The organism is Halobacillus sp. B23F22_1, assembly GCF_043497005.1.
Taxonomy (GTDB): domain Bacteria; phylum Bacillota; class Bacilli; order Bacillales; family Halobacillaceae; genus Halobacillus_A.
The window spans coordinates 1,097,551-1,122,996 of sequence record NZ_JBIEKE010000002.1; the positions used below are offsets into that span (position 1 = coordinate 1,097,551).

Genomic DNA, 25,446 nt, shown 5'->3' on the forward strand with positions numbered 1-25,446 from the left:
AGCGTTACTCATTTAACCAGTCATAATATAGGGTTGTTGGATCCTCTAACGTTTCCTTACGAGCCGTCTGCATTAAGCGATTTTTTAATCCGCCATAAAAATATCCCATAAATGTTTTATGTATCATTCGATGTTTTTGTGCAAATACGGTTTGTTTAAATACCTCTATGACTGAATCAATATACCATTCGAGCGGGTCGCGCATGTTCCATTGACGATAAGCACTTTCAACTGTCCTCCAGGCATTTAATGTCTCTGTTGGATTAAGAAAAGGACGCACAGCTTGTACGAAAGGTTTAGGAATAAATGATGGGATAAACGTGTGATCAAGGGGTACAAACATACAAGAAGAGCTTTCGCTTTGCTTATTCATTGCTTCGGATAAATTTTCAGCTGTTGAGGGTTGATCTATAGAGGGTTTAGAAGGCGTTGATACAGTGTCATGTGGGGTGTCAACTGGGGTGACATCGTCCGGTAAAAAAAGATCCTCCTGGTGGAGAATGACTAATATATTCGCGCCGCGTTTGCCGTTAGCTCTTGTCGTCTCAACCCGCTCCAGAAGCTTTTCTTCTTCCAGACGATTGATCGCTCGAATAACCGTCCTCCGGCTGACTTGCGTATGTTTTTCAATCGTTTCAATTTTTGCAAAAGAAACGCCTCTGTACTTCACGGAATGTCTCCAAATAAATTTTAATACCTTCTGTGTAGCTTCTGATAATGCGGCTTTCATCCGGAAGAGAAAAGATCTTACATGCTTGTCCATTTCCTCTACACTCATAAATGTCTGTAAACTGCGAATCTGTTCAATTTCCATAAAACGTTCCTTATTTCATCTGTTTACTACTATAATCGAAATGAGAGACCAATCCGGTGTTACTATTTTTAAAAAAATTAAAAAAAGTGCCGATTTTTTTCGATCCGGCACTTTTTCTTCTCAACTTCTTTACCTCCAACGCAGCGCAATCTGCAATTTACAGCATTCATATCCATCGATTGACCTTCGAAACTCCAGACGGAGTCCATCCGGATTGTAATGAATATCTACTTCAGAAGTAACGCCGATTGAGGCGATGAGTCGCTCTACCTCTTCATCATTTGACTGCTGAGCGGCTTGCATCAGTTGAGCATCAAACTCCTTAGATTCTGCCAACTTCTCAAGCACCTTACTCGCATCTTGCATTAACTTCCTCGATTCAGCAGCCGACTCCGTCAAAAGAGTAGGATCTATCGATTCGTACTGACGGCCACCCCAATAATAAGGCTGATAATAGTAATGATAAGGATAGTGATACATGTTGTACACGAAATAATTCCCCTTCCCAATCAATAACATAACACCATCATATGTAAGAGAAGAGTATTTGGGGATAAAGAGAGCATGTATTTAAGATCCGGTAAGCAGCTACGCTGGATGTATTTTTCATGTTAAACTATTTAGCAACTCAGTGAATTTTCATTAAAATCAAATTATTGATTATTTGCAGGAATGCCGATAATTATTGCCCGAGAGAAAGGCCCTCTTAGAAGCTCAAATACGTAATTTTTCTAAAAAAGATCGAAACAGGTGATGAAAATGAAAACGATGTACATAGGCTATGGGATCAATTTTATATTTGGAGGTTTATTCTATTTAGTGGTCGCGTCCTTGGTAACGAGTATCGTTTACATTGGGGACGCTGCAGGATGGATAACAGAACCTGCCTTAGATGAGGATAAGCTGCTTTATCACGTATTGGTATCAGCTATCTCAAGCGTTGTTTATTTTTCTGTCTTATTGACTATCAACCGACGGTTCAGGCGAAAAGCAGCTACTCACTCCTATACCCTGTTCAGTTTTCTATCATGGCTGATCGGTTTTTTAGGATTTCTCAGTATTATGTTTCTTACGTAATAGCAGAAAATTGCTTCATATTCCACCAATATCATGAAAGACGTTCACCTGATTTTCTTTTACGATGAAAACGAGGTGATCGTTTTGTATAGAGCATTATGGAAAAATAAAAATATCCGCTATTACTTACTAGCCGGCAGTGTTTCTCGACTGGGGGATGTTCTGTCCGGCATGGCTTTTTTGTTTTTGGCTTACAATATAACCAAGTCAAGTATGTTAACAACAGGGATGGCAGTTGCAGAAGCATTGCCCTATTTGTTGTTTGGATTAATAGGCGGTGTGATCGCTGACTGGGTCCCAAAGAAAAAGTGGCTGATTTCCTTAGACCTCTTACGCATTCCTCTCATTTTATCTGTTGTTGTTCTGTATTACTTAGACATGCTGACTTACGCGTATTTGGTAACGATTAGTTTTTTAATCCAAAGCATAGGCTGCTTTTTTAACCCTGCTCATCGTTCGATTCTTCCCTCGATTACTACTATTGAGGAACGCACGAGTGCGAACAGTATGAATGACACGTTAACGAGAGGCGTAATTGTGCTTAGTCCCGTGCTTTCCATAGGATTATTAAACACGTATGGTGTCATTCATTTTTTTACAGTCGACGCCATTACCTACCTGGTCAGCGTACTTTGCCTGCGTCGTGTCTTAATGAAGGATCAAAAGCATGTATCCGACAAATCAACGGCTGCCTTGTTCTTTTCAATCAAGGAAACAGCCCTGTGGATTAAAACTCAAACGACCATTCGCAGACTCTTCACCTTTACATTTGTGACCGTATTTTTAAATACCTGGGTTTGGGAAGTCGGACTCCTGCTGGCTTTAGCAGAGAAAAGTGCGCAGAGTGAGGAATTATATAGTTTACTTCAAAGTGTTTTTGGGGCTATGGTCATACTTACGAACATTATCCTTCCCTATTTCGTTAAAAAAATGACATTGATTCATTACTTAATCGGTACTTGCACCTGGGGAATGGGCATCTTGTACTATGGACTATTATACGAAGTGACACACTTTTTTATCGGTTGTGCGATCGTTGGCGTCGGACTTCCTATTGCCGGACTTGCTCGTGTTTATTTAATCCAGACTTTAGTACCTGAAGATAAGCTCGGGCGGGCGTTCAGCTTTAATGCTGTACTTTTATACTTATCCAATACCCTTTCATTAGCTTTATACGGCACACTCGTTTCCTTCATCCCGATTAAATGGTTAATGATGGCAAGTGGACTTGCCATCTTCATCGTTAGTATAGGCGGGTTACTTACGAGAACAGTGAATGCGTCGAAATTCCGTGGGCGTTTTACGATAAACTTTCCTGAATAACTGATTGTAGGAGGAGACACTGGTAAATCCATGCTGCAACGCAATGGAAAGAATCGGCTCTGTCGTGTGCAGCAAGGAAGGCTGACTGCGAAATAACCGGTATACCTGTAACCACAAATACGGCGAAACTCCTGTCTCTTCCTTAAAAAGATGAGCCAGCTGGAACTTATTCATTCCGGCTGTCTCAGCCATCTCATTAAGCGTCCACTCTTCTCTATAACTTTCTTTTAGAGCATGCATGACTACATTCACTGGACCTTTTATATGTATAGAAGGAAAGCAGGTCTGGTGGGAGCCAGCACCATATTCCAACATGAGAATAGCGAGCTGGGTTAAACTATGATCAAGAAAAAGCTGACGAGAAGCTCCTGCAGCTTCCTGCGTCATGAGAAATCCTCGTACAAAAGTCATCCACTGCTCCATTTGTGGGTGTCGATAGGACACGCTCGCGTACTCAGGGGCGTTCGTCCCTATTCCTATCTGCTCTGCCGCCTCAATCAAGAAGGACGGCTGGATTTCAATTAGGAACTTTTCATGATGAACCTTCAGTTGTTTATGTTTATCCTCAGGATTGAAGATAAAAAAGGATCCTTGATCAATGGATTGGTCTCCTTCCAATGTTTGATAAATCCCTTTTCCATAAGGAGAGAAAATCAACTTATAACAATCATCACTCCGCCACTGGCGCTCCCCCAATTGATCATGACGCAGAAGCAGCAGGCCGTTTTCATTATCCACTATCATCGCACTATCTCCTGTCAAAATGCCTTCTTTTATTTATGTTTAAATTGAGGTGCATGTTCTTTAGCAAACTGGACGATCTCATGATACGTATTCGGATCAAAATCCTTCTTCGTTAAACTATATACTCTGACTGTTCCTTCATCAATAAGCTTGATTCTCTCTCCTCCACGAACGTACAGCGTGACGTATAAGAACGGCTCATCTAAGTCATATTCCATTCTTAAATCTTTAGGAAAGTCGGCCGTTATAAGCACACGATCTTCTACCTGTTTCAAAGATAGCTGGCTGTAATATTGAAGATTTTTCACATTTGTTATAAACAATGGGCGTTCCTCCTACGTTACTTTTTCTTGGGATTGTGAAATCAATCACTTTTTCATCGTACGAATTCCCGTTTAAAAGTATTCCTCAACTTTGTAAAGAAACGGTGAACTTTTGTAAAGTTCAGCTTAAAGTAAATTAGACAGATAACCTTGAATCGTGTCAATGAAGTACAGCATTAGAAAAGGACTTAATACTAACAGGACACTGAGTACCACTAATGTTCGCTCTTTTAACCCAATGGCCAGAACAGCCCCAAAGAAACCACACAAGAAAGCAAGGAATCCAGCGTAAATGAATCCGTATTCTATAAGGAAAGAAAAAGAGAGGGACAGCAAACCAGCAGTAAAAACAACCCAATACGTAATATATGGTAACTTCCCTTTCATACTTCTCTCTCCTTTCTTTAGTGAACAGCCACTATCTAGATGAATCTTATCGTATCATGGTCATAGAATAATTTCCTACACTGTTGTCATAAAATCTATCAAGAATCCCGTTTATCATTCCTATGGTTCTAGTTCCTTCCACCACCCTTGACGAAACATGAACTAGTTAGATGTAACTTTAACGTAATTTAAAAAAGGACAGCCGCAAAAGCAGCCTGTCCTTTCTCTAAATTACCTCATTCTCGTGAAAGCGGTAAAAGATCATTCTCTCTTAAACTATGATTCCTTACGGCGTACCCCAATAACTAAAGCAAAGAGTGCTGCTGCCATACTAGTAAAAGCAATCATCCAACCATTTACACCAGACTGATCACTTGCTCCACCCATTCCTGTTTTAGGCATCTCACTAGGTGTTTCATCTGTAAATTCTTCAGGGTTCTGATCGACAATCGCACTTGAAAGTCCTTCACCTACTCCATACATGTGTGCATAAGCTTCACGAACTTGATTATAAGTTGTCTCATAGTCACCTTCTACATAGCTGTCAAAAGCTCCGGTCAATTGATTGACGTGTATTTGCAGCCCTTCTGCTGTCTGCTCTGCTTCTAATCCCCCTTCAGTAGCGGTATCAAGAAATTCTGAGAAATCCGCCCGATAATCATCAAGATTGGCTAGAGCTTCATCTTTTGCTTCTTCATCCTCTTCACCTGTCGCTTCCACATAATCTACAAAGTAGCCAATATGCTCGGACCACATCATCTTAAACTCTTCCCCGGCATCTTCACCATACACTGAGGAAATAGCTGCCGTTAAATCTTCCGTATTCGCTTCGAGAGCTCCGGCAGCGTTTTCAAAGTCTTCTGCTCCGTCACCGCCTTTTTGCATGGCAAGCGTTGCCAGAGCCGCATGCTCAGAAAGAAGGTGATTTAAATCTGCCCGTAAATCTGCAGCAGGTGTAGCTGGATTTGTATTATCAAAATCCTCAGGGAACTGCGTCGTAATGGCAGTAGACAGACCTTCACCTACTCCGTACATATGTTCAATGCTTGAACGAAGCTGATCATAAGCTTCATCAAAACTGCCTTCTTCATAATTGTCAAAAGCCCCAACTAATTGATCCACATGCATTTGAAGTCCTTCAGCAAGCTCTGAAGCCTCCAAATTTCCTTCGGTTGCAGTTTCTAGAAACTCTGAAAAGTCCTCACGGTAATTGTCTAAGTTATTTAGCGCTTCTTCACGGCCTGCCTCATCTTCCTCTGCCGTTGCATTCACGTAGTCGACAAAATATCCAATATGCTGCGACCACATTTCTTCAAACTGCGCTCCAGCTTCTTCGCCATAGACAGAAGTGATTGCCTCCGTCAAATCCCCAGTGTTCATTTCAAGAGCCGCTGCTGCCTGATCAAAATCTCCCGCTCCATCAATCCCTTTTTGCATCGTGACAACCGCTAAATAGGCGTGTTCGGAAAGTGCCTGATCAAGAGTTGCTCGTAAGTCCGCTGCCGGCGTAGATACCGAAACATTTTCCATTTTCTCGTGATCACTGTGATCATCTGCAAAAACTGTTGTGCCCGGTACGAGTAAAGCTGCCGATAAAGGTAATGCTACAAACGTTTTCTTCCAATTTACTGTCATTTCCAATCACTCCTTATTAGTATTTTTCAACCAGCTAACGTAAAAAAAGGAGGATTGGATCACTCATATTCAAATAATTTTATAATAAGTTATTTTACCTTCCTTAGAGTAGAAAAAAGATACGCCCAGTCGGCATAAGCTTCCTCTCTTAAGCGTAAAACATAAAAAGTAATTTCAGAAAATGCTTATATCCTTAATTCTGATATATTTCTCTCTTAACTAGGATATTATGTAATTTTCTTTGACATCTTATTTGATAAGAATCACTAGTGAACTTTTTACTTTTAAACTTGCCAATTACTTTCCGGACATGAGGATCATATATGATTAATGCTTTATATGTACGATCTTGAAGGTAATTTTGAAACCATGTATATTTTTTTAGATATCTAAGATTTTTCTCAATATCCTCCTCCCTTACCTTCAAGAAGGATAAATAAAGAATTAAATCTAACAATTCAGCTAGTACTGACATGGTCTTTCCCCTCTTCTCTTATAGAAGTACTCACGCGGAAAATTTATATCTGTAAATCATTTAGTTGTCGTCCTCTGAAGAATTATTTTTTCTTTTGGGATTGCTCGTTAAGTGTTCTCCAATTAACTTAATGTTTCTTGCAATGATTATTAGTGTCACCAAAATGCCGGCTAAGAGTAGTTCGATCATTTTTACACTCCTATTCATGGACTGACTTATTATGCAAAACTACTTAACCAAAAATAACATATTATGGGATTTAATTAAATTCCATAATATGGTTAAATATATTTACTATTGCCAAACAAAGGCACTGACTCACATTGGAATCAGTGCCGCTTTTCCTTAATAATCTTGTCCGTTCTTACTTTTTGCATAATAGTATCTATTATTTCACTGACGGTTGATGCCCCATCTATAATGATATCAGCGTTTGGTTTAATAATATTCTCCATTTCTAAGTAGCCGACTCTGCCACTTCTCAAATATAAATTTAGATCCTTATGTATTTCAAATGATGTGGAATTTTCATAGTCTCTTAAAAGTCTTCTAGCCATTGCAATGTCGAGGGGGGTTTCAATGAAAATCGATAGATCAATATAGTTCTTCAGCTCTTCATTTTTATAGGAAAAGGGGTAATCAAGGATAATGTATCGAGGAGGATTTTTATCACCCAACAATAATTTAATATCCGCAGCAAGAGGTCTTAAGTTCCACTGGTTGTAATCCAGGCCTTGTTCAACCCATTGAATAAGATCATCAGGTGCTCCATTAAAATTGTAATCATCAAAGAATAAAGCTTCAGAATCTTCCAGACTTTTCCTTAACTCATTTGTTATGGCCGTTTTTCCACCACCTGAAACGGAAGCAATCGCTATTACTTTTGTTTGGACCACTGATATACCTCCTCCTTGAAACGCTTTACCTTATACAAAAAACAATTACAATAAGTGTAATTTAGAAGAGCACGGCGAATTCAAGTTGCTAAACGAATTCTAATCGTTTAACCCTTTCCCAGCGAGGATGTGACCCTTCCACTTTTCAATTCTCGACTCACGGGTTTTTGATTGTTTCGCCTTAGAAAAATAAAGAATGTAAGCTCTTTGACGGCCCGGCGTCAATTGTTCAAAAGCAGATTTCAAGTCAGGAATTTCATCAAATTTTCGCTGAAGTTCTTCAGGAATGGTCAACTCATTACTTTTTTCTACTTTCAACCCGGCTTTTTCCACTTCAATCGCCTCATGGATATATGATTTTAAAACGTCTTCCCGCTCAACGATTTCTTTAACATTAGTAAATCGGACCTGTCGCGCTGATTGCACATTTTCCGTCTGTTGAATGAGAATCCCTTGCTCATCCTTTAACAAGGCCCCTTTGTGAAACAAAAATGCGCAGTATTCTTTAAATCCATGAATTAAAACAACATTTTTGCCCTCGAAGGTGTAGCAAGGATGGTTCCACTTCATTTCCTCATCTACATCACAGGCAAGAGCGATCTTTCTTAACTTTTCAAATTCTTCTTTCCATTTGTCGGCATTTTTTAAGTACTCATCAACCTTTGGATTCTTTCTATTAATGGAAATCACCCTTTCTATATATAAGAGTCAACCACCTATTCCCGCCAAAACTTAGTATAATCAGCTTTATCCTCAATATTAAATTCAATGATTTTCTCAAGCAATTTGTAATCTACCGTTTGATTCCAGCGAATGCGAAACAGGCCTTTCGTTGAACTGTAACCAGCACGAGCAATATCTTCCGCAAAACGGCTCATTGCTGCTCCTTCGGGTGCACAACTCATATGATGCTTCGCCGCATCAATACCGATAATAAATGTACCGTGATCAGTGAACATGGGTGTGTTCCACTTGATGACCGTTTCTAAGTTTGGAAAACGTTCAGCCACCCATGTAAAAACTTCTTGCAGACGCTCGCGGTTATCAGGGTCATCTATGCCTTCTAAATATTCCTCAAAAACTTCCATGTTATCCCCTCCTAAATTTTGAAGTAAATAGCTTAATTTATATTATATCATTAGTGAGAAATGGCTGTTCACTCTATTTCCTCTCATGATACTTCTCCTTTTTCCTTCTCCACCACCTGCCGCCAGCTCCTGTTAATACAATATATACAAACAAAATGCCGACGAGGAGAAGAAGCTCTTCTACAATACTTAACCCCCAGCTTGATCCATATTTAGAAACGATAACCCCTATAATTATGCCGGGAATAATTAAGAATCTATCGATTTTAGGCGAAATTAACGGGTTTTTAAAGAATTGCCATAATTTGTTCTTCACCCTATCATCCTTCCGCTTTAATTACTTAACCCCACTAATTAAGTAATTTTTTTGCACATTTGATTCCCTACAATATAGCCCCCCACGTCATTAGGAGCGATAATATTAAAAATAACGTCGAGAAAAATTTAATATAAATGCCGAATCCGACTAAAAAACCGATCGTTCATATAGCAGAAATGATTAAAAACTCTGGAGCTGCATAAGTTTGGTCAGTATAGTTCTCTCCAATCGCACCTTAAGCAAAAACAGCAATAAAGTTACAAACACGCCACTAATGATTGTATTTACTATGAAAAACACTTTTACTTTTCGCAATCCCCCCCTCTTTCCATTACATTCATTTCCTAAACGGGGAAAATTGATAGTTAAAAATACTTTTCTAGCTGAAGTAGAACTTTACTCCACAAAAATAACAAACAATCATAATGGTAATTACAATCATGGCTTCAATAATCTCGGCACTTGTATAACGTGATACGTACAATAAGAAATAGAGGGGCCAGGTAATGTAAGCCAAACTTCCTAATATGTATAAAAATTTTTCATCCTTCAAAACGCGTCCTCCTTACTTAACCCCTTCTTCCTATTTACGAATCACTTCAGTTTAATTTTCAGTATCCCATGTAATGGGGAGAGAAGGCATTAAGTCGTTTTGATCAGTCTTTTCTGTGGAAAGTATATACAATTGTAGGTGTTTCAATGTTTTTTTATAGGAACGATTATAATGTCAATTTCTCTCGTTGCTGCTATTGTATTAGGATTTTTTTATCCAGCTTGGAAAGATCAACAAAGGGAACAAGTCTCTGACAAGCAACTTTTTATGTACAGAGGCATAGGGATAGCTATTCCGTTGACAGCCTTTGTCATTCTTCAGTTAGTGTCGGGGGCCTTGCAGCAGTAAATACCCCCTCAATTTGGAAGACTACACCATACCAATTGTGAACTCGTATCTCAAAATCAGTTAAATTCACTGTTTCCACAGCATTTTTCACTCACCGCTTACTAACTCATTTAATAATTATAATTTTGGGAAGTGAATTTCCAGTCAAACCACCGGCCATGTCCATCCGTTTCACCTACTATGTTTTTCTCCACATTTCCCTTTTCCACTACATCGACATGAAGCATACTATCCTCCATATTGTTGTAGATATGAAAAACTTTTCTTTGTTCTCCTATTTTGTTTATTTGGTCTATCAATTTTTCTTTTACAACTGCCGTCATTTGATTTGCTACATGAGTATGGAATACACAAATTGTGGTCTCGGCAGGGATCTCCTTTGTTAAATCGGTCAGTAACTCTACCCCATTTCCTGCGAGGAGAGGTGGAGGTGATTCCTTCAGCTGCGTAACCGCATGTTCAAAGATGACCATTCTCTCCTTATGTTCAGGCCATATCAGAGCTTTCAACCATTGATAATCCTCTTCATCTGTAAGATCACTGACGTGGAGGTCGATGCCTCGGCGATCATTTACTGGAGGTAGTGAAGAGATTATTTGATCTGGAAGGCTTCCTTTCCGTACGCGGGAAGATAAATGAACAAGGGACTTCTTATTGCCATAGATGTGTTCATCTCCATACGAATAAGAATATTGATCCCATAAGAGCTGCAGTCCTGCACTCGTACCTATTTCTATAAGAGAAAGTGGCTTACTAGTCCGGTGATGAATATAACAAAAAAGAGGATAAAGGTAAGCACAGCGACGTACTTCATTTGTCTGCACAAGCTTACTTCTCAAAATTGGTTTTATTTCGTTTACATTTTCAAAACAAAAATCTTTAAATACCTCAAACAAGTGATCGTCGTTCTTCGGTTGACTGACTATACTCGGGTAATATTCCTTCAGTGGATGGTTTACGCCCTTAAGCAGCAAATAGTGTACGGCGCCAAGCAGCAAATTCGGAATTGGCTGCCCTTCTCGAGCAGAATGACATAACTTTAATACATCTTTATCATTACTAATCTGTAAGGAAAGCTTCATGTAAAGCTCACTTGAACCATTACATTCATAAACTGCGAAATTGGAAAACTTTTCAGCGATACGATGAAAATCCATATCTTCCCTCCTTCTTTTATATACGACTACTTCTCCATTTAAGCCTTACGAAACTCTTTTTTAAAAGCAAAAGGCGTCATTTTCATTCTGCTTCGGAACTAACTAATAAAAGAAGTATATCTACCTTATATTTGTCATTATTTTCGGTGCGATGTTTGCGTTCTGGTTCTACATTGAAAGCCTTCAGCAACTGTCACCTAAAGAGACAAGTTTAATAGGCAACCTGGAACCCTTATCTGCCGTATTAACTATAGTTATTTGGTTAAAGGAACTTTCAGAATCTTTCAGTGGGCAGGGATGTGCTGCATCATTGGTATGACACTTTTACTAGCCTTTCATAAAAAATCTTCCTATCAAAACAAATTCAGCCAAGTGGATTAAACCCTCGGATTTGTTTTCTCTGCCTTATTTATCTATGAGTAACACTAAGCTATTGAAGGATTTCAAATATAACTTTTCAAAATGTATTTTTATGGTAAAGTGGATGCGGAGATATTTAGAGAAAAAGGGGGGCAGGCAGTGGCAGATTATTTCATCTTGATTCCATTATTATTTGCAGCTATTGCTGTGCTCTATCGTTCAAATTGCTTCTCTAAGATTGTTAGAAATATAGGTTTAGGATACTTTTTCATACTAACATTAGTCTTTATTACAGTAAGAGAAAGAATCAGTTACCTTTATGAACACCCGCCCATTCCCGATATTTTTTGGGAGAAAAACTCAAATTGGAGTGAGACAGGGCTGGTTCTTTATTTACTTCCAACAGTAGTTATCATCTTCACCTTGTTCTTCTCCTGGATCAAAAGAGAGAAAGTATTAGGTGAAAAATTACTAATTCTCCTATTCTTTGCTGCTATATTAGTACTGCTTATCGTGTACGCCTTTTTCTTTAGTATGACTTTAGGTTATAAACCATAAAGATATATCGTGATCTTATGGTAACATGAACGTAAGTTTTCACAGACCCCTAGATTTTATGAGGAGGGAATATATGTGATTAGAAAATTGTTTAATTTAAATACGCTATATATCCTCATGGCAATCACTGTCATCGGCTTCCTGCTCATTCCGCGAATAAGCGAAGGCATCAATCTACAATCCAAGGGCATCAGCTATATAACGAATAACATAGAGGATTACTATCATAAAACCTTTCCTGAGGAAGGAAAATATTCCGTGGAACTTGATTTAAGTGATTTAGAAAGTAATGAAGGAAAAGTGCTCTTTGAGAATAGTGAAAACAAAATTTATGTAACGAAAGTAATGCATAATGGTTCAGATTACGAAGTAACTTTCAGATCAAGTGGAAGTTATGACACAGGTGGTGCGACATTAGTTTCTGGTTTGGAACACGCACGTAATCATAACGGTTTTACGAGTCATTTCAAAGCGGAAGCCGAAGCCGTGTATAAAGACGAAACGTATGAGTCCTCTCCTTCTGGCTCTTCTGGATTAAATTACCGTGATGGCGACGAATTTGGATTTTATTTATTTCCTCAGGACCAAAAGGGAAATATGGATTTAAAAGAAGACCCTCTCATAGAGATAACGATTACTAATTTACAAGTGAATTTATGGGTGAAGAAGCCAGAATAAGTAAAGAACGCCGGTTTATTTTTCTGAATCATGAGTGGCGTATCTTATGAGGTAAACCAAAATGGCAGCAACGTCTTTTTAAAGATTTTGTTACATTAGGAAAGGTCGGAAGAAATGTTATTTTATAACCCTAAGCTGTTCTTTAAGTTGTATCCGGTATTTCTCTTACTTATGCTCCTACTATACCTATTGCTCCCCGCAAGTAAATCTAAGATAATTATACTCGGAATTTTACCTGTCCTGGTTTTCACACCTTTTGACCTGTATAGGTTTTATCAGAAAAAGAATTTTTCGAATAAGAATTCTTAAGCAAGGCAGCCCGCTTTAGCGTTTAAGGGCTGCCTTACTTTACCACATTAAATTTATTTTACTTTTAAACTTAAATCTGGTTTCGATTGATCACCTTCTCGATAAAAACTCTTTTTATTTGGATGTAAAACAGAAATTGAATAAACAACAGAAGATAGCAGCATCACCATTGCTAAAGCAACAATAGTAAGTCGTAACGATACAAGATCTGCTGCAAATCCAATAGCTAAAATAAACATCACCTGGATAACACTCTGTATTAACTCGTAAATGCTTGTCACTCTTCCCATAATTTCAACAGAAACATTGTTTTGATAAAAAGTCATCATTCCTGCATTTAAGAAAACATTAAAGAATCCTAAGATGACAAAACCAATTACGATTGAGGTAAACGACCAAGAAAAAGCATAAATGATATAGCCAATCGTCGTCATGATTAGACCAATCGTAATCATGTACCTAAGTGAGATTTTATTGGAAAATACCGATAATAAGAGGGCTCCTGCAACAGAACCGATTCCCGTTATACTAATCAACAAACTATATTCAAACTCAGAAAGCCCCACCACTTGCTGGGTAAAAACGACCTCTTGAGCATCCATGGCAAAGGAAAATACCATAATCATAATAAAGCCAAGATAGATAAATGATACGTATTTATTGTTTACCATGAAATTCTGAACGTCTGTAAAGTCACGTACTACTTGAGCTATCGTCAATGTGGGAATTGATTCTTTATCAATGGTTTCTTTTGCAGGAAGAAAAGATAATAAAACAGCTGAAATTATAAAGAATAGAGCATTCACCCATAGCGTCATTTCAACAGATGTTACTAATATAAGTGAGCCTCCAATGGCAGGGCCGACTATAAAAGCACCTGAACTCGCAAATGAACGAATCGAATTAAAACGTTTTCTTTTTTCTTTTGGAACAAGCAAAGTCACGTACGTCATTGATGATGGATTAAAGAATGCTTTTGCCACACTTAAAATGACCAATATTCCATAAATAACGGCCATGTTTGGTGCAATTGGAATGAGGAAAATAAAAACTGCTCTAATTATGTACGTGCCTATCATTACTTTTCTTTTACTCCGATACTCAATAAAACTACCTGTCCAGAATTTAGTTGCAATATTCGTCAACGGCCCTATGACCCAAAGACCCGCAACTGCGGCTGCTGAACCAGTAAGTTGAAATACAATAATATTAATGGCTACTAAATAAATGAAGTCCCCTATACTCGAAATTCCAATCGAACACAATAATAATAATGGGTTTTTCCATTTTTTTATATTTGCTATCATACACATCCCCTAATGGTCATTATTTTATCTTTCAAATCATGTGCTACACAAAATTTCGACTATAATAGGGCATCCTCCTTCTTTTTATATGGATAAACAATAAATTTTATTTGTAACTCATTCAATTCAGTTTGTGCTCTACTCGCAACAAAAAAACCGGCTGTCACTTTAGCCGGCTTTCCCTTTTTATTCTGACGTAGTTGCTTTCAATGCTTTAGTCGTACCCGTATGTACCCCTTCATGGTACAACGTGAAATTAACGAGCGCTCCCACTGTAGGCAGGGATAAAAACTCTTCAGCCGCTTCATCTTCCAGTTGTCCGGTGAGCACTTCCTTTAGCCTGGGTGGCTGTTCCTCAAGAACCTGCTTTAATTCAGCAAGTGACGGAACGTCTCCCTGCCAATCGGCCGGTCTACTTCCTGGTGCGAAAAGTTCCAGGTAGCGGGAAGGTGTTTCGATCGGTTTGCCGCCGTACTTAGCAATTAATGAGTTCTGCACTACATAAATGTGTCCCAGGTTCCAGCGAATCGTGTTACTAAAACCTTCCGGCTGTTTATCAGCCTGTTCTTCGGAAACTCCGTCTGCTAACTTCAATGTTCCTTTTCTTACCAGGTCAATCTGTTGAAAAATCTGTTCTTCGTTCATGCAATCATCTCCCTTCTCACCTTTCATTCTAGCTTTCCAATTAGTTGTCCACAAACTTCCAGCTCGGACTTGCTTTTTTTCACATCTCACTGTTTTGTTCTTGCATGAGTTTATATATCTTACGAGTTGTGTTTACATTTCTTACCGAAACTTGTTTATAAATCTTTGAGCCAACAATTCTTGACATTCCGCTTTTGTTTACATTCTTCTTATTTACCGACCATAAAACTGCGCCCGGAACATATTTCACCGTATCAATATTTGGCTTAATGACCAAATTATTTAGTACTGTTTCATTATCCACTTCATCCCATAAAAACAAAACATCGCTTTTCATCTCTTTATCATTTTTCCATTTCTCAGGAATTTCGTTAATGATCCTTGTGATATCATCTAAACTACGAACTACAACTTTAATTTGTAAATCAAAATCTTCATGTATCGCCTCTTTTAAAATAGTTGCTAGTTCACTTTTGGAATGATCTTCCTTTGAAAAAATAATATTTCCTGTATTGATATATGTAACAACATTATGCATCCCTGCTTTTTCAAATGTTTGTTTAAGCAGTTTCATATTAATTTTATTTCTTCCACCAATATTAATCCCTCGAAGAAGAGCGACATAAGTCATAATCAGCTTCCTTTCTTACATTTGTTATATGAATTTGCTCGATTAACTTAAGATCATTAAATATGTTGAATGAAAAAACAGCTCCTAACAAAAATATGAAAGAACTTTTTATTTCGGAAGGAGTAAACATAATGAAGAAATTATTATTGATGGCTTTAATTATGGTAACCATACTAAGTATGCTGCCTGGAGCCATTCATGCTCAATCTGAAACACAGGAACATGGAATTACTGCATCAGAAGTGAAGTTCCAAAATGATTTCTGAAGGCTTTGGATCGATCATGTCTTATGGACAAGTAATTACATTGCCAGTGCCACAACAGCAGGCGCTGAGGATCAAGAACAAGTATTATCAAGACTTCTAAAAAATCAGGAGGATATAGGAAATGCTGTTAAGTCGGTATACGGAGAAGAAGCTGGGAACAAACTTACAGCTATACTAAAAGAACATATCGTGATTGCTGACAAAATTGTAGATGCAGCCAAGAATGGAAAGGAAGACATGGTTACTCAGCTGAACGAAGAATGGTATAGAAATGCGGATGATATAGCTGCTTTTCTAAGCGAGGCCAACCCTCATTTGAAAAATAAAGACTTAAAAGAAATGCTGTATATGCACTTGGAATTGGTAGCGGATGACTTATCAGCCAGCTTAGAAAAAGAGTGGGATGAACGAATTGCGGCGATTGATGATGGGGTCACCCATATTATTACAATGGCAGATGCTATTTCTGAGGCAGTTGTGAAGCAATTTCCAGAGAAGTTTAGAACAGAAACTTCTGCATAGGTCCGAATTGATAAGAAATAAAAATAATGGCACGGACTGTGGAAGATTCCACCTTCCATAAATTCAAAATTAATGTATGATTACCGGCGTTCGAAATCCTTTTCTCTACTTTCATTATACTATTAATTGTTATTTATTTATAGACTACCCTTTATATCACTCCTGACCTATACTAATATATATAAAAATATAGGAGGGTCTCAGTATGAATGACCAAAAAAATGCTTTAGATAAAGGACCTTTTTTTCATGGGACAAAAGTACATTTAAAACTTGGAGAGTTACTAAAACCACACCACTTATCAAATTACCAAGACAAAAAATCAAATTATATTTATTTCACCGCATCATTAGATGCTGCTAAGTGGGGCGCTGAATTAGCAAAATCTAACTCGAAAGAAAGGATTTACGTTGTAGAACCACTAGGAAATTTTGAAAATGACCCGAACTTAACCGACCAAAAATTTCCTGGAAACCCCACGCGTTCTTATAGATCTAAATCACCTTTAAAAATTATTGCCGAATTAAGCTCGTGGGAAAGACATTCTATAGAAGAAATCAACCATATGCTAGCATCCTTAAAAAAGTTACGTGAACAAGGAAAAGCTGTAATTTATGATTAAACCAGATCCGCCTTTAATGCAAGTTTAATGGTAAAGAGTCTAGGCCTGTTGTATCTTTGAATTAAGCAAAATGGTATTTGAATTATAAAGTTAACAATCGAGGATATCAATGCCATCTTTACCTGACCAGAAGGGTTCACATAGTCCCAAGCTATACCAAAGAAAGGGGTGAAAAAAACAGCAATCAAGAATAAAAAGAACCTAAAATAACATAACACTTCCCTCTCTGTTTCACCTTTCAAATCAAGGCTGTCCTATCATTTAAATGTTGTATTGCCTCTACCTTTGCAAAGGCGGTAATTCAACCTATAGTACACCTTATCATCAATGAATTCCGAAGTATTGTTCCCTAATTTTTCTCCAAAATAACAAGTGAAGATACCATTGGCACTAATCCAACCGGACTCTGGGATACAACTTTCCATCCCTCTTGAAGAAGTTCATTTAACTCACTTAAGTTATTCTTTTTATCAGATTGATAATGAACTGTGATTGCCTTTTGCATAATACACCTCCATACCCAAGGGCTTTATCCTTTAATCGCTATTCTATCACTTTACCAAGAATAATTTGACCGATGGAATTGTTCTATCGCATTTACACCATTATAAAGAGTCTCAGCTAATAATTTAAACTTTCAATCGGATCATTTAATTACAGAATTACTAACTTAACGAAAAAATTGCTTTCGAGGTAAGTTATAATTGCTCTTTATTGCTAGATAATTCCGTTATAAATGGAGAGGTTATACTCAAAATGGTAATACCTATAATAAAAAAAACTATATTCAGAATAATTGATGCATCAGTTGTAATGTAAACCGATACTAAAATAATACTTAAATTGACTGATAGCATGGCATGTTTAAATTGAGACTTCTCAGATAAATACTGCCTTTGACCACAGCTCCCACAAGTGATTTTAGACTTCAACTTCAGTGCTTGTTTTATTGTCCGATACCAAGACCATTCAACTTTACACTCCTGACAAGTTGGCACATTGAAAACCTCCTGACTTGTGCATCCTTGCGTTTAGAAAATCTACTAGAGAATAATCTCTTTAATGATTAATTTCTAAAGGAGATATGACAGAAAAAATGCCCTTACATTCCTTTTTTCTAGACTAAGGGGAATTAACTAAACCATATCAGATCCATATAAACAAGGAAAATATAACCATATTTATTAAATATCAACTGAGGCTTCCAATATCCAGATCCATTTTAATAAAAAAGGAATCGATCCCCTGTTAGAGAACGCCCCCTTATTTTATGATTCGACCAGCGGGTGATTCATATGCCTTTGTCGCAAGCGCTAGAACCGTCCCCTGGCTTCCCGTATTGGAAATATTGGAGAATCTTTAATGATAATTTATTTAGATATAAAACACATTACTATAATTACTTTTCATCAATATCGTAAATCAGTTGTACAACTCCAGATGAAAACGTTTTTGAATTAACCAACTTTAAGTTGATCCTCTTTTTTATATCTACAAATAAAGGTCTTCCTTCTCCCAAAACAACAGGATGAACAGATAATCTAAATTCATCAACAAGCCCCAAATTCACAAAAGTTGTAATAAGACTTGCTCCTCCATAAAGCCAGATGTCTTTTCCTGGCCTATTTTTTAATTTATTCACTTCTTCAAAAATATTATCGTTTATATATATTGCTTTATTTTGTGACCCTTTTTGTGTTCTCGAAAACACATACTTTTCTTTGCTTTGGATCAGTTCCCACAATTCTCTTTCTGACTCAGAGCCTTCTTCCGCTTGATACTCCCCCCACAGATCATAGCTTTTTCTCCCATATAAAATTGTATCAATTTCATTTAAAAAATTTGTGAATTCCATCTCCGGATCCATAATGCACCAATCTACTTCACCATTTTCTCCTTCCACAAAACCATCTAAAGTGACTGCTAAATCTAAAAGTACTCTTCTTTGTCTTCCATTATTGGACATAATTCTTCATCCCTTCATAAGCTTATAAATCCCTTCATGCTTTAATAAATTATCCGGCAAGAGTTTAATCATTAACATATCTGTGTGATTTTCTAATTTCTTAGTGCATCCCTTCCTTTCTTTTAGTGTACCTATATATTAAATTAGATATATGACATGTAATGTCATGATTGAAAAGATTAAGGAGAATATCTGATGAGAGCTGAAAGGTTAATTAAGATTTTACTTCTTTTACAACATGGAAAAATCGTATCTGCTCGAGAAATATCAAAAGAACTTGAGGTTTCCGAAAGGACCATCCATAGGGATATGGGAGCATTAAGCGCTGCTGGTATCCCAATTTATGCTGAAAGAGGACAAGCAGGAGGGTGGCGGCTTGTCGATAACTGGAAACAAAGATTAAGTTGGTTGAAAGAAAAAGAAATGCTATCCCTATTTTTGCCTCATGCTGAAAAGATTATTAATGATTTAAATATGGGTCCTTCCTCAAAGGATCTCAGGGATAAACTACTGTTATCATTACCAGAAGAAACCAAGCAAAGTGCGGAAAAACTTTGGGAAAGAGTCCATGTGGATATGGGCAGTTGGAGGAATACTAAAATTGAAATAAACCCCGCCATGAAAGTATTGAAAGAAGCAGTTATGAATAATAAAAAAGTGAAAATTATTTACCACAAAGCAAATGAGGAAACAATAGAATATGTAATTAAACCACTAGGACTAGTTGCCAAATCAAGCACTTGGTATGTCGTATCAATGAATAGCTATGATGAATTGCGAAACTATAAAATCACTCGAATTACTGAATGTGAATTAATAAATGAACCATTTAACAGGCCTCGTGATTTTAAACTTATTGACCATTGGGAGGAATCCAAAAAGCAATTCGTGCAGAGTCTACCTGAGTTTTGTGTGAAGGTGACAGTTTCTCCTTGGGCACTTGAACGAATTAGGTTTACTGGTCGCTTCGTTCAAGCAGATGATGGGAAAGTTAGAGACCATTACTGGACAGAACTAGAATTGACTTTCAATACTGAAGATGAAGCTGTTAATTTTATAGTTGGTTTTGGTAATCAAGTAAAAATTCTTTCCCCATTGAATTTAATTGATAAAGTTAAAAATAGAGCAAGAGAAATACTGGGTTTATATAGATAAGTATCTAAATAGATACTCAATTGTGTTATCAAAATATTAAATGGAAAAGCACTCTTATTCACAGGAAAGTTGCCAGTATGAGGTGCTTTGCTGTCATCTACGCAGGATAACGAGTGGCTACCCAACAAATCCGTGAACTTAAGAAGAACGCCCTGATTCCAATAATCAGAGCGTTTTTTCAATAAATACCTTGCTAAGTTGGTGAAACTATACCGTCTATTCATTTATTATCTTAAAGCTTTTAGATTCTACGAACAAGTATTTGTGAATATTACCTGTTTTTGCTTAATACATCAAAAGCTACAGCTGCCAAAAGCACGAGGCCTTTGATCGCTTGCTGCCAATCAATTCCGATTCCCATTAAAGACATTCCGTTGTTTAAAACACCCATAACGAGGGCTCCGATTACTGCACCGAATACGGTACCGACTCCCCCTGTGAAGGAAGCTCCGCCGATTACTGCAGCCGCAATGGCATCAAGTTCAAAAAGATTACCGGCCTGCGGGGTGGCGGCGTTCAGTCTGCCGGCAAAGATTAACCCGCTTAAAGCAGCCAGTACACCCATATTAACAAATACAAGAAACTTCATTTTTTTCGTTTTTACACCGGAGAGCTGAGCAGCGTTAGCATTGCCGCCGACGGCATAGACGTGACGGCCGAGCACGGTTTTATTCATGACGAAGGTATAGCCGATAATCAGGGCAAATAAAACAATCAGCACATAAGGCAGACCCTGATACAAAGCGAGGACGTAAGTGAACACGTTGATGACGACCAGCATAACGGCTGATTTAAGTATAAATAATGGATAAGAAGCAGTTTCAAAGTTGTATTTAAGAGCGTTTCTTCGTGATTTAAGTTCATTAAAAATATAAATAACTGATAAGACGACCCCGGCTAAAATGGTTAGGATCTGCAGTTCTCCTCCGAATATATCTGGCACAAAAGCAGAGCTTAAACTTCTAAAACCTTCTGGGAAGGGTGCGATCGTCTGGCCGTCTAATACGATCAGCGTTAATCCTCGAAAAATCAGCATTCCCGCAAGAGTAACGATGAAAGATGGGATATTCATATAGGCGACCCAAAATCCCTGCCACGCTCCGATCAGGGCACCTAATGCTAAACAGAGGAGAATCCCTGCGAGTACAGGGAGATCCCAGGATACTAACAAAACCCCGGAGACAGCCCCAACAAAAGCAGCAACGGAACCGACGGACAGATCGATTTCCCCTGTAATAATGATGAGCATCATGCCGATCGCTAGTACAATGATGTAGCTGTTCTGCATAATAATATTTGTAATGTTCAGTGGTGTAAGAAGTATTCCATTGGTAAGGATTTGGAAGAGTATCATGATCCCGATCAACGCAATGATCATACCGAATTTCCTGACGTTATTCGTTATTAGATATTTTACATTTTCCATAAATTACGACCCCCAACTATCAGTCATATGTTCCATCAACGTTTGCTGATTGGCGTTTTCTTTTTCGATGTTTGCGGTAACTCTTCCTTCCGAGATGGTGTAAATTCGATCGCAAATACCTAATAGCTCGGGAAGTTCAGACGAGATGACGATGATGCTTTTGCCCTGCTCAGCAAGAGAATTGATGATCTTGTATATTTCCGCTTTCGCTCCTACGTCCACTCCTCTAGTGGGCTCGTCCAGAATTAATATATCCGGATCTGTGAACATCCATTTTCCTAATACGACTTTTTGTTGATTCCCCCCGCTCAAGTTCAAAGTTTTTTGTTCTATGGATGGTGTTTTAATATTCATTTTCTCTCTGAGTGTTTCTGATTCTGTGACTTCTTTATTTTTATCGAGCAGGGAATTTCTTGAAACATTTTTCAGATTGGCCAAGGTTAAGTTGTTTTTTACGCTGTCCATGAGGATTAATCCGTATTCTTTTCGGTTTTCCGATACATAGGCCAATCCTTGCGTAATGGCTTGATTTACATTTTTTATCGTTATTTTTCTGCCATGTTTATAAATCTCGCCTGTAATTTTCTTGCCATAAGAGCGGCCGAAAATACTCATCGCAAGTTCTGTACGGCCGGCGCCCATTAAACCTGCAAGCCCTAGGATTTCTCCTTTTTTCAAATGGAGGTTGATGTCATGGAGAATTTTTCTCTCAGAATCTACAGGATGGTAAGCGGACCAATTGCGGACTTCGAATACGATTTCTTCCTCGATTGAGTCAGCTTTTTCCGGATAGAGATTTTTTAAGTCTCTACCGACCATATCTTTAATAATCTTGGCTTGTGTGATCTCATCCTCATTCATGTGGTACGTGCGTATGGTTTCTCCATCTCTTAAAACGGTGATGCTGTCTGATACTTTCAGTAGTTCTTTTAATTTGTGAGAAATGAGGATGGAGGTCATACCCTGCTCTTTAAATTCGAGTAATAAGTTTAATAGATTTTCGCTGTCTTCTTCATTGAGGGCAGCTGTAGGTTCATCTAAGATCAAGAGTTTTACGTCTTTAGAAAGGGCTTTGGCAATTTCGACTAATTGCTGCTGCCCGACACCAATATCTTTGACTTTTTCCTGTGGGCTCACCTTCAAGCCGACTTTTTGAAGAAGTTTTTTTGTCTCCACGATCGTATTATTCCAGTTAATGATTCCTTTCTTTTTATTTTCGTTCCCTAGAAAGATATTTTCGGCAATGGACAGCTCAGGAATTAAAGCCAGCTCCTGATGGATAATAACAATGCCCTCTTCTTCGCTTTCATTGATATTTTTAAAAGTGCATTCTTTATTTTGAAAAATAATATTTCCTTCATAGGTACCGTGCTCATGAACACCACTCAGGACTTTCATCAATGTAGATTTCCCCGCTCCATTTTCCCCGATCAGCGCATGTATTTCCCCTGCTTTAACGTTTAAATTTACATCACTTAATGCTTTAACACCGGGAAATTTTTTCGTTATGGAATGCATTTTTAATATAGATTCAGACAAGTTCAATCACCTCTTTACTAAATAAAATAAGAAGTTGCTCAGGATAAACCAGAGCAACTTACAAATTATCTATTGCAATTCCTCTTCTGTGTAATATTCCGTTTCTACTAGTACTTCTTCATAGTTTTCGAGATCAACAGATACGGGCTCTAACAGGTAGGAAGGGACAACTTTTTCTCCATTATCATATGTTTCAGTATCATTAGTTTCCGGCTCTTCCTCGTTTAGGACAGAGTCGGCCATATCCACTGCTTTTAAAGACAACTCGCGGGTATCTTTAAACACCGTCTGCGTTTGTTCTTCAGCAATAATCGACTTCACAGAAGCCAGTTCGGCATCCTGTCCGGTTACGATCGGCATCGGTTTATCGTCAGAACCATATCCAACACCTTTTAATGAAGAGATGACTCCACGGCTGATGCCATCAAAAGGAGATAACACGACATCGACATCTTCACTGGAATAGTGAGCGCTCAATAAGTTATCCATTCGCTCCTGGGCTTTTGATCCATCCCAGCGTAATGTAGCGCCTTGTTCAAAGCTGTCCTGCCCGCTTTGAATTTCGAGAGTCCCATCATCTATATAAGGTTGAAGGATAGACATGGCGCCATCCCAGAAGAAATAAGCGTTATTATCATCAGGTGAACCTGCAAAAAGCTCAATATTAAAAGTTTCGTCTGTACTGTCCAGTTCTAGTTGTTCTTCTATATACTCACCCTGCAGGACGCCGACTTGAAAATTATCAAACGTGGCATAATAGCTGACATGATCACTGTTCATAATAAGACGGTCATACGCAATCACTGGAATTTCCTGATTTTCAGCCTGCGTCAGAACATCCGTTAAAGCCTCTCCATCAATGGAAGCGATTACAAGAATGTCTACGCCTTTTGTTACCATGTTTTCAATTTGAGAGATCTGGTTTTCCACTACGTCCTCGGCATATTGAAGATCCACATCATAGCCAAGCTCTTCAAAATCCGCCTTCATATTTTCACCATCTTTAACCCAGCGTTCTGAAGATTTAGTCGGCATCGCAATCCCGACAGTCTGATCATTTCCGTCTCCATCCCCACTACTACCGGCATCACTGCTGCATCCTGTTAAAGCAGCAGCCACTAACAGCATAAGGAACATCGTCCACTTTAGACCTTTCATTATCCATCCTCCTTGTAAAATTACTTAGGGAAACACCACAAAGTATTTGTTAACGCTTACATAAATACCGGTGTGTTTACCGCTGAAGATTAGGTACGTATAAGAATAATTTTATATGTAGTCACCTTATACGTACGTCTATCTTAAAACAAAAGTATAGTCTTGGCAATTAGAAATTTGAAGATTTAAACAATTTATTTTGAAATCAGGATATTCCTTGAATTAAGGCTCTCGGGAAGGCAGATTCAGTTCAACGGAAATTGTCTAAAGAGGGTGAGGTCTGATTTTTATGTGATAAAAAGATCACGTAATAAAAGAAGGCGGAAATGTTTGAGGAGGAATTAATTTTCTACGCAATGTGATGTAGATTTATTTGATGTGAATAAAAATAATTTGAATATACGTATAGATTGTTGTACTATCGATTTAATCACATAAAATATACGTACAAGTAGAAAGGATGATTTATTTGTTAGAAAAACTTAAGGAACAAGTACTACAAGCTAATTTGGATTTACCTAAGCACAACCTGGTAACTTTTACGTGGGGAAATGTAAGCGGTGTCAACCGAGATGAAGAACTAGTCGTTATTAAGCCGAGCGGGGTTGCTTATAACGATCTGACTGTCGACGATATGGTCGTGGTTGATTTTTCCGGAGCCGTGGTGGAAGGAAAATTGAATCCTTCGTCAGATACCCCGACCCACTTAGTGCTGTATAAACATTTTAAGAATATCGGAGGGGTCGTTCATACTCACTCTACGTGGGCAACGTCCTGGGCTCAGTCCGGAAAAGCAGTTCCGCCCTTAGGTACGACACATGCTGATTATTTTTACGGCTCCATCCCATGCACCCGAACAATGACAGATAAAGAAATTAATCAAAACTATGAGGAACAAACGGGAAATGTGATTGTAGAAACATTTAAAGAGCTGGATTACAATCACGTCCCGGGAGTACTTGTGCATAAGCACGCTCCATTTATCTGGGGGAAAGATCCGTCCGAAGCCATCCACAATGCAGTCGTTTTAGAAGAAGTGGCGAAAATGGCTCTTCTCTCTCATCAGCTTGACCAGCGAGTGGAAGATATGGATCAGGCTTTATTAGATAAACATTATTTACGGAAGCATGGTTCAGCTGCTTATTATGGACAAACGAATTAGGAG

The 25,446-nt window shown here is 38.1% G+C and carries 30 protein-coding genes and 2 pseudogenes; 10 read left to right on the forward strand and 22 right to left on the reverse strand.

Translation table 11 applies throughout. The features are described from left to right. Positions 1-4: 4 nt before the first annotated feature. Both ACGTNH_RS13330 and ACGTNH_RS13335 read right to left on the reverse strand, forming a co-directional pair. Entirely contained in the window at positions 5-814 is an 810-nt protein-coding gene (locus ACGTNH_RS13330) for a helix-turn-helix domain-containing protein (protein WP_394587371.1), read from the reverse strand. Positions 815-943: 129 nt separating this feature from the next. Further along, positions 944-1,294 (reverse strand): YuzC family spore coat inner layer protein, encoded by a 351-nt coding sequence (locus ACGTNH_RS13335; protein ID WP_507161315.1) that lies wholly within the window; start codon positions 1,292-1,294, stop codon positions 944-946. Between the two features lie 279 nt (positions 1,295-1,573). Between ACGTNH_RS13335 and ACGTNH_RS13340 the strand changes: the two genes are divergently transcribed. Both ACGTNH_RS13340 and ACGTNH_RS13345 read left to right on the forward strand, forming a co-directional pair. Next, positions 1,574-1,891 (forward strand): hypothetical protein, encoded by a 318-nt coding sequence (locus ACGTNH_RS13340; protein ID WP_394587373.1) that lies wholly within the window; start codon positions 1,574-1,576, stop codon positions 1,889-1,891. Positions 1,892-1,966: 75 nt separating this feature from the next. Further along, on the forward strand, positions 1,967-3,214 hold the full coding sequence (locus tag ACGTNH_RS13345) for an MFS transporter (protein ID WP_394587374.1): 1,248 nt from the start codon (positions 1,967-1,969) through the stop codon (positions 3,212-3,214). On the opposite strand, the gene ACGTNH_RS13350 is transcribed toward ACGTNH_RS13345, so the two are convergent. From ACGTNH_RS13350 to ACGTNH_RS13390, 9 genes are all read right to left on the reverse strand, one after another. Beyond that, positions 3,149-3,958: an AraC family transcriptional regulator gene (locus ACGTNH_RS13350; RefSeq protein ID WP_394587375.1), complete on the reverse strand. Its 810-nt coding sequence runs from the start codon at positions 3,956-3,958 to the stop codon at positions 3,149-3,151. The genes ACGTNH_RS13345 and ACGTNH_RS13350 overlap by 66 nt on opposite strands. Positions 3,959-3,987: 29 nt before the next feature. Further along, positions 3,988-4,281: a hypothetical protein gene (locus tag ACGTNH_RS13355; protein ID WP_394587376.1), complete on the reverse strand. Its 294-nt coding sequence runs from the start codon at positions 4,279-4,281 to the stop codon at positions 3,988-3,990. Positions 4,282-4,407: 126 nt separating this feature from the next. After that, a complete protein-coding gene (locus ACGTNH_RS13360; protein WP_394587377.1) occupies positions 4,408-4,668 on the reverse strand; it encodes a hypothetical protein in 261 nt (86 codons plus the stop codon). 276 nt (positions 4,669-4,944) lie between these two features. Next, on the reverse strand, positions 4,945-6,303 hold the full coding sequence (locus ACGTNH_RS13365; RefSeq protein ID WP_394587378.1) for a copper amine oxidase: 1,359 nt from the start codon (positions 6,301-6,303) through the stop codon (positions 4,945-4,947). 535 nt (positions 6,304-6,838) lie between these two features. Then, complete coding sequence (locus ACGTNH_RS13370; RefSeq protein WP_394587379.1) at positions 6,839-6,967, reverse strand: hypothetical protein; 129 nt, start codon at positions 6,965-6,967, stop codon at positions 6,839-6,841. 140 nt (positions 6,968-7,107) lie between these two features. Beyond that, positions 7,108-7,674, reverse strand: a complete 567-nt coding sequence (locus tag ACGTNH_RS13375; protein WP_394587380.1) for a nucleoside/nucleotide kinase family protein — start codon at positions 7,672-7,674, stop codon at positions 7,108-7,110. A gap of 99 nt (positions 7,675-7,773) precedes the next feature. After that, positions 7,774-8,361, reverse strand: coding sequence for a YdeI/OmpD-associated family protein (locus ACGTNH_RS13380; RefSeq protein WP_394587704.1), 588 nt, complete (start codon positions 8,359-8,361; stop codon positions 7,774-7,776). Between the two features lie 29 nt (positions 8,362-8,390). Continuing rightward, complete coding sequence (locus ACGTNH_RS13385) at positions 8,391-8,762, reverse strand: iron chaperone (RefSeq protein WP_394587381.1); 372 nt, start codon at positions 8,760-8,762, stop codon at positions 8,391-8,393. Between the two features lie 73 nt (positions 8,763-8,835). Next, the gene (locus tag ACGTNH_RS13390; RefSeq protein ID WP_394587382.1) at positions 8,836-9,078 is read right to left on the reverse strand and encodes a hypothetical protein; all 243 of its coding nucleotides are present in this window, start codon (positions 9,076-9,078) and stop codon (positions 8,836-8,838) included. Between the two features lie 727 nt (positions 9,079-9,805). On the opposite strand from ACGTNH_RS13390, the gene ACGTNH_RS13395 reads away from it, so the two are divergent. Further along, positions 9,806-9,982 carry a hypothetical protein gene (locus tag ACGTNH_RS13395; protein WP_394587383.1) on the forward strand — a complete coding sequence of 59 codons (177 nt, stop codon included), beginning with the start codon at positions 9,806-9,808 and terminating at the stop codon, positions 9,980-9,982. A gap of 110 nt (positions 9,983-10,092) precedes the next feature. Here the strand turns inward: ACGTNH_RS13395 and ACGTNH_RS13400 are convergent, their stop codons facing one another. Beyond that, positions 10,093-11,139, reverse strand: coding sequence for a DUF2332 domain-containing protein (locus ACGTNH_RS13400; RefSeq protein ID WP_394587384.1), 1,047 nt, complete (start codon positions 11,137-11,139; stop codon positions 10,093-10,095). 115 nt (positions 11,140-11,254) lie between these two features. On the opposite strand from ACGTNH_RS13400, the pseudogene ACGTNH_RS13405 reads away from it, so the two are divergent. From ACGTNH_RS13405 to ACGTNH_RS13415, 3 genes and pseudogenes are all read left to right on the forward strand, one after another. Continuing rightward, positions 11,255-11,520 (forward strand): annotated as a pseudogene (locus ACGTNH_RS13405) (EamA family transporter); the annotation flags it as partial. Positions 11,521-11,658: 138 nt separating this feature from the next. Then, positions 11,659-12,057 carry a hypothetical protein gene (locus tag ACGTNH_RS13410; protein WP_394587385.1) on the forward strand — a complete coding sequence of 133 codons (399 nt, stop codon included), beginning with the start codon at positions 11,659-11,661 and terminating at the stop codon, positions 12,055-12,057. Between the two features lie 75 nt (positions 12,058-12,132). Then, positions 12,133-12,735 carry a hypothetical protein gene (locus ACGTNH_RS13415; protein ID WP_394587386.1) on the forward strand — a complete coding sequence of 201 codons (603 nt, stop codon included), beginning with the start codon at positions 12,133-12,135 and terminating at the stop codon, positions 12,733-12,735. Between the two features lie 362 nt (positions 12,736-13,097). On the opposite strand, the gene ACGTNH_RS13420 is transcribed toward ACGTNH_RS13415, so the two are convergent. From ACGTNH_RS13420 to ACGTNH_RS13430, 3 genes are all read right to left on the reverse strand, one after another. Further along, complete coding sequence (locus ACGTNH_RS13420) at positions 13,098-14,351, reverse strand: MFS transporter (protein WP_394587387.1); 1,254 nt, start codon at positions 14,349-14,351, stop codon at positions 13,098-13,100. 186 nt (positions 14,352-14,537) lie between these two features. Continuing rightward, positions 14,538-14,996 (reverse strand): DinB family protein, encoded by a 459-nt coding sequence (locus ACGTNH_RS13425; protein WP_394587388.1) that lies wholly within the window; start codon positions 14,994-14,996, stop codon positions 14,538-14,540. Positions 14,997-15,075: 79 nt separating this feature from the next. Continuing rightward, the gene (locus tag ACGTNH_RS13430; RefSeq protein ID WP_394587389.1) at positions 15,076-15,627 is read right to left on the reverse strand and encodes a DUF1697 domain-containing protein; all 552 of its coding nucleotides are present in this window, start codon (positions 15,625-15,627) and stop codon (positions 15,076-15,078) included. Between the two features lie 131 nt (positions 15,628-15,758). Here ACGTNH_RS13430 and ACGTNH_RS13435 point away from each other — a divergent pair. Both ACGTNH_RS13435 and arr read left to right on the forward strand, forming a co-directional pair. Further along, a pseudogene (locus tag ACGTNH_RS13435) lies at positions 15,759-16,415 on the forward strand (glycosyltransferase). A 205-nt stretch (positions 16,416-16,620) separates the two neighbouring features. Further along, complete coding sequence (arr, locus tag ACGTNH_RS13440; protein ID WP_394587390.1) at positions 16,621-17,037, forward strand: NAD(+)--rifampin ADP-ribosyltransferase; 417 nt, start codon at positions 16,621-16,623, stop codon at positions 17,035-17,037. Here the strand turns inward: arr and ACGTNH_RS13445 are convergent. The 4 genes from ACGTNH_RS13445 to ACGTNH_RS13460 form a co-directional block, all read right to left on the reverse strand. Continuing rightward, positions 17,034-17,255 carry a glycosyl-4,4'-diaponeurosporenoate acyltransferase CrtO family protein gene (locus ACGTNH_RS13445; protein ID WP_394587705.1) on the reverse strand — a complete coding sequence of 74 codons (222 nt, stop codon included), beginning with the start codon at positions 17,253-17,255 and terminating at the stop codon, positions 17,034-17,036. The two genes, arr and ACGTNH_RS13445, sit on opposite strands and share 4 nt — an antisense overlap. Positions 17,256-17,386: 131 nt before the next feature. Beyond that, positions 17,387-17,542, reverse strand: a complete 156-nt coding sequence (locus tag ACGTNH_RS13450) for a hypothetical protein (RefSeq protein ID WP_394587391.1) — start codon at positions 17,540-17,542, stop codon at positions 17,387-17,389. A gap of 193 nt (positions 17,543-17,735) precedes the next feature. Next, positions 17,736-18,035: a TIGR04104 family putative zinc finger protein gene (locus ACGTNH_RS13455; protein WP_394587392.1), complete on the reverse strand. Its 300-nt coding sequence runs from the start codon at positions 18,033-18,035 to the stop codon at positions 17,736-17,738. A gap of 401 nt (positions 18,036-18,436) precedes the next feature. Further along, entirely contained in the window at positions 18,437-19,003 is a 567-nt protein-coding gene (locus ACGTNH_RS13460) for a dihydrofolate reductase family protein (RefSeq protein ID WP_394587393.1), read from the reverse strand. A 195-nt stretch (positions 19,004-19,198) separates the two neighbouring features. On the opposite strand from ACGTNH_RS13460, the gene ACGTNH_RS13465 reads away from it, so the two are divergent. After that, the gene (locus tag ACGTNH_RS13465) at positions 19,199-20,158 is read left to right on the forward strand and encodes a helix-turn-helix transcriptional regulator (protein ID WP_394587394.1); all 960 of its coding nucleotides are present in this window, start codon (positions 19,199-19,201) and stop codon (positions 20,156-20,158) included. Positions 20,159-20,429: 271 nt separating this feature from the next. Here ACGTNH_RS13465 and mmsB read toward each other — a convergent pair whose 3' ends face one another. From mmsB to chvE, 3 genes are all read right to left on the reverse strand, one after another. Next, positions 20,430-21,584, reverse strand: a complete 1,155-nt coding sequence (mmsB, locus tag ACGTNH_RS13470; RefSeq protein ID WP_394587395.1) for a multiple monosaccharide ABC transporter permease — start codon at positions 21,582-21,584, stop codon at positions 20,430-20,432. A gap of 3 nt (positions 21,585-21,587) precedes the next feature. Beyond that, a complete protein-coding gene (mmsA, locus tag ACGTNH_RS13475; RefSeq protein WP_394587396.1) occupies positions 21,588-23,123 on the reverse strand; it encodes a multiple monosaccharide ABC transporter ATP-binding protein in 1,536 nt (511 codons plus the stop codon). Positions 23,124-23,192: 69 nt separating this feature from the next. Beyond that, complete coding sequence (chvE, locus tag ACGTNH_RS13480; protein WP_394587397.1) at positions 23,193-24,281, reverse strand: multiple monosaccharide ABC transporter substrate-binding protein; 1,089 nt, start codon at positions 24,279-24,281, stop codon at positions 23,193-23,195. A 469-nt stretch (positions 24,282-24,750) separates the two neighbouring features. Here chvE and araD point away from each other — a divergent pair, with 469 nt between their 5' ends. After that, positions 24,751-25,443 (forward strand): L-ribulose-5-phosphate 4-epimerase, encoded by a 693-nt coding sequence (araD, locus tag ACGTNH_RS13485; protein ID WP_394587398.1) that lies wholly within the window; start codon positions 24,751-24,753, stop codon positions 25,441-25,443. Positions 25,444-25,446: the final 3 nt, after the last annotated feature.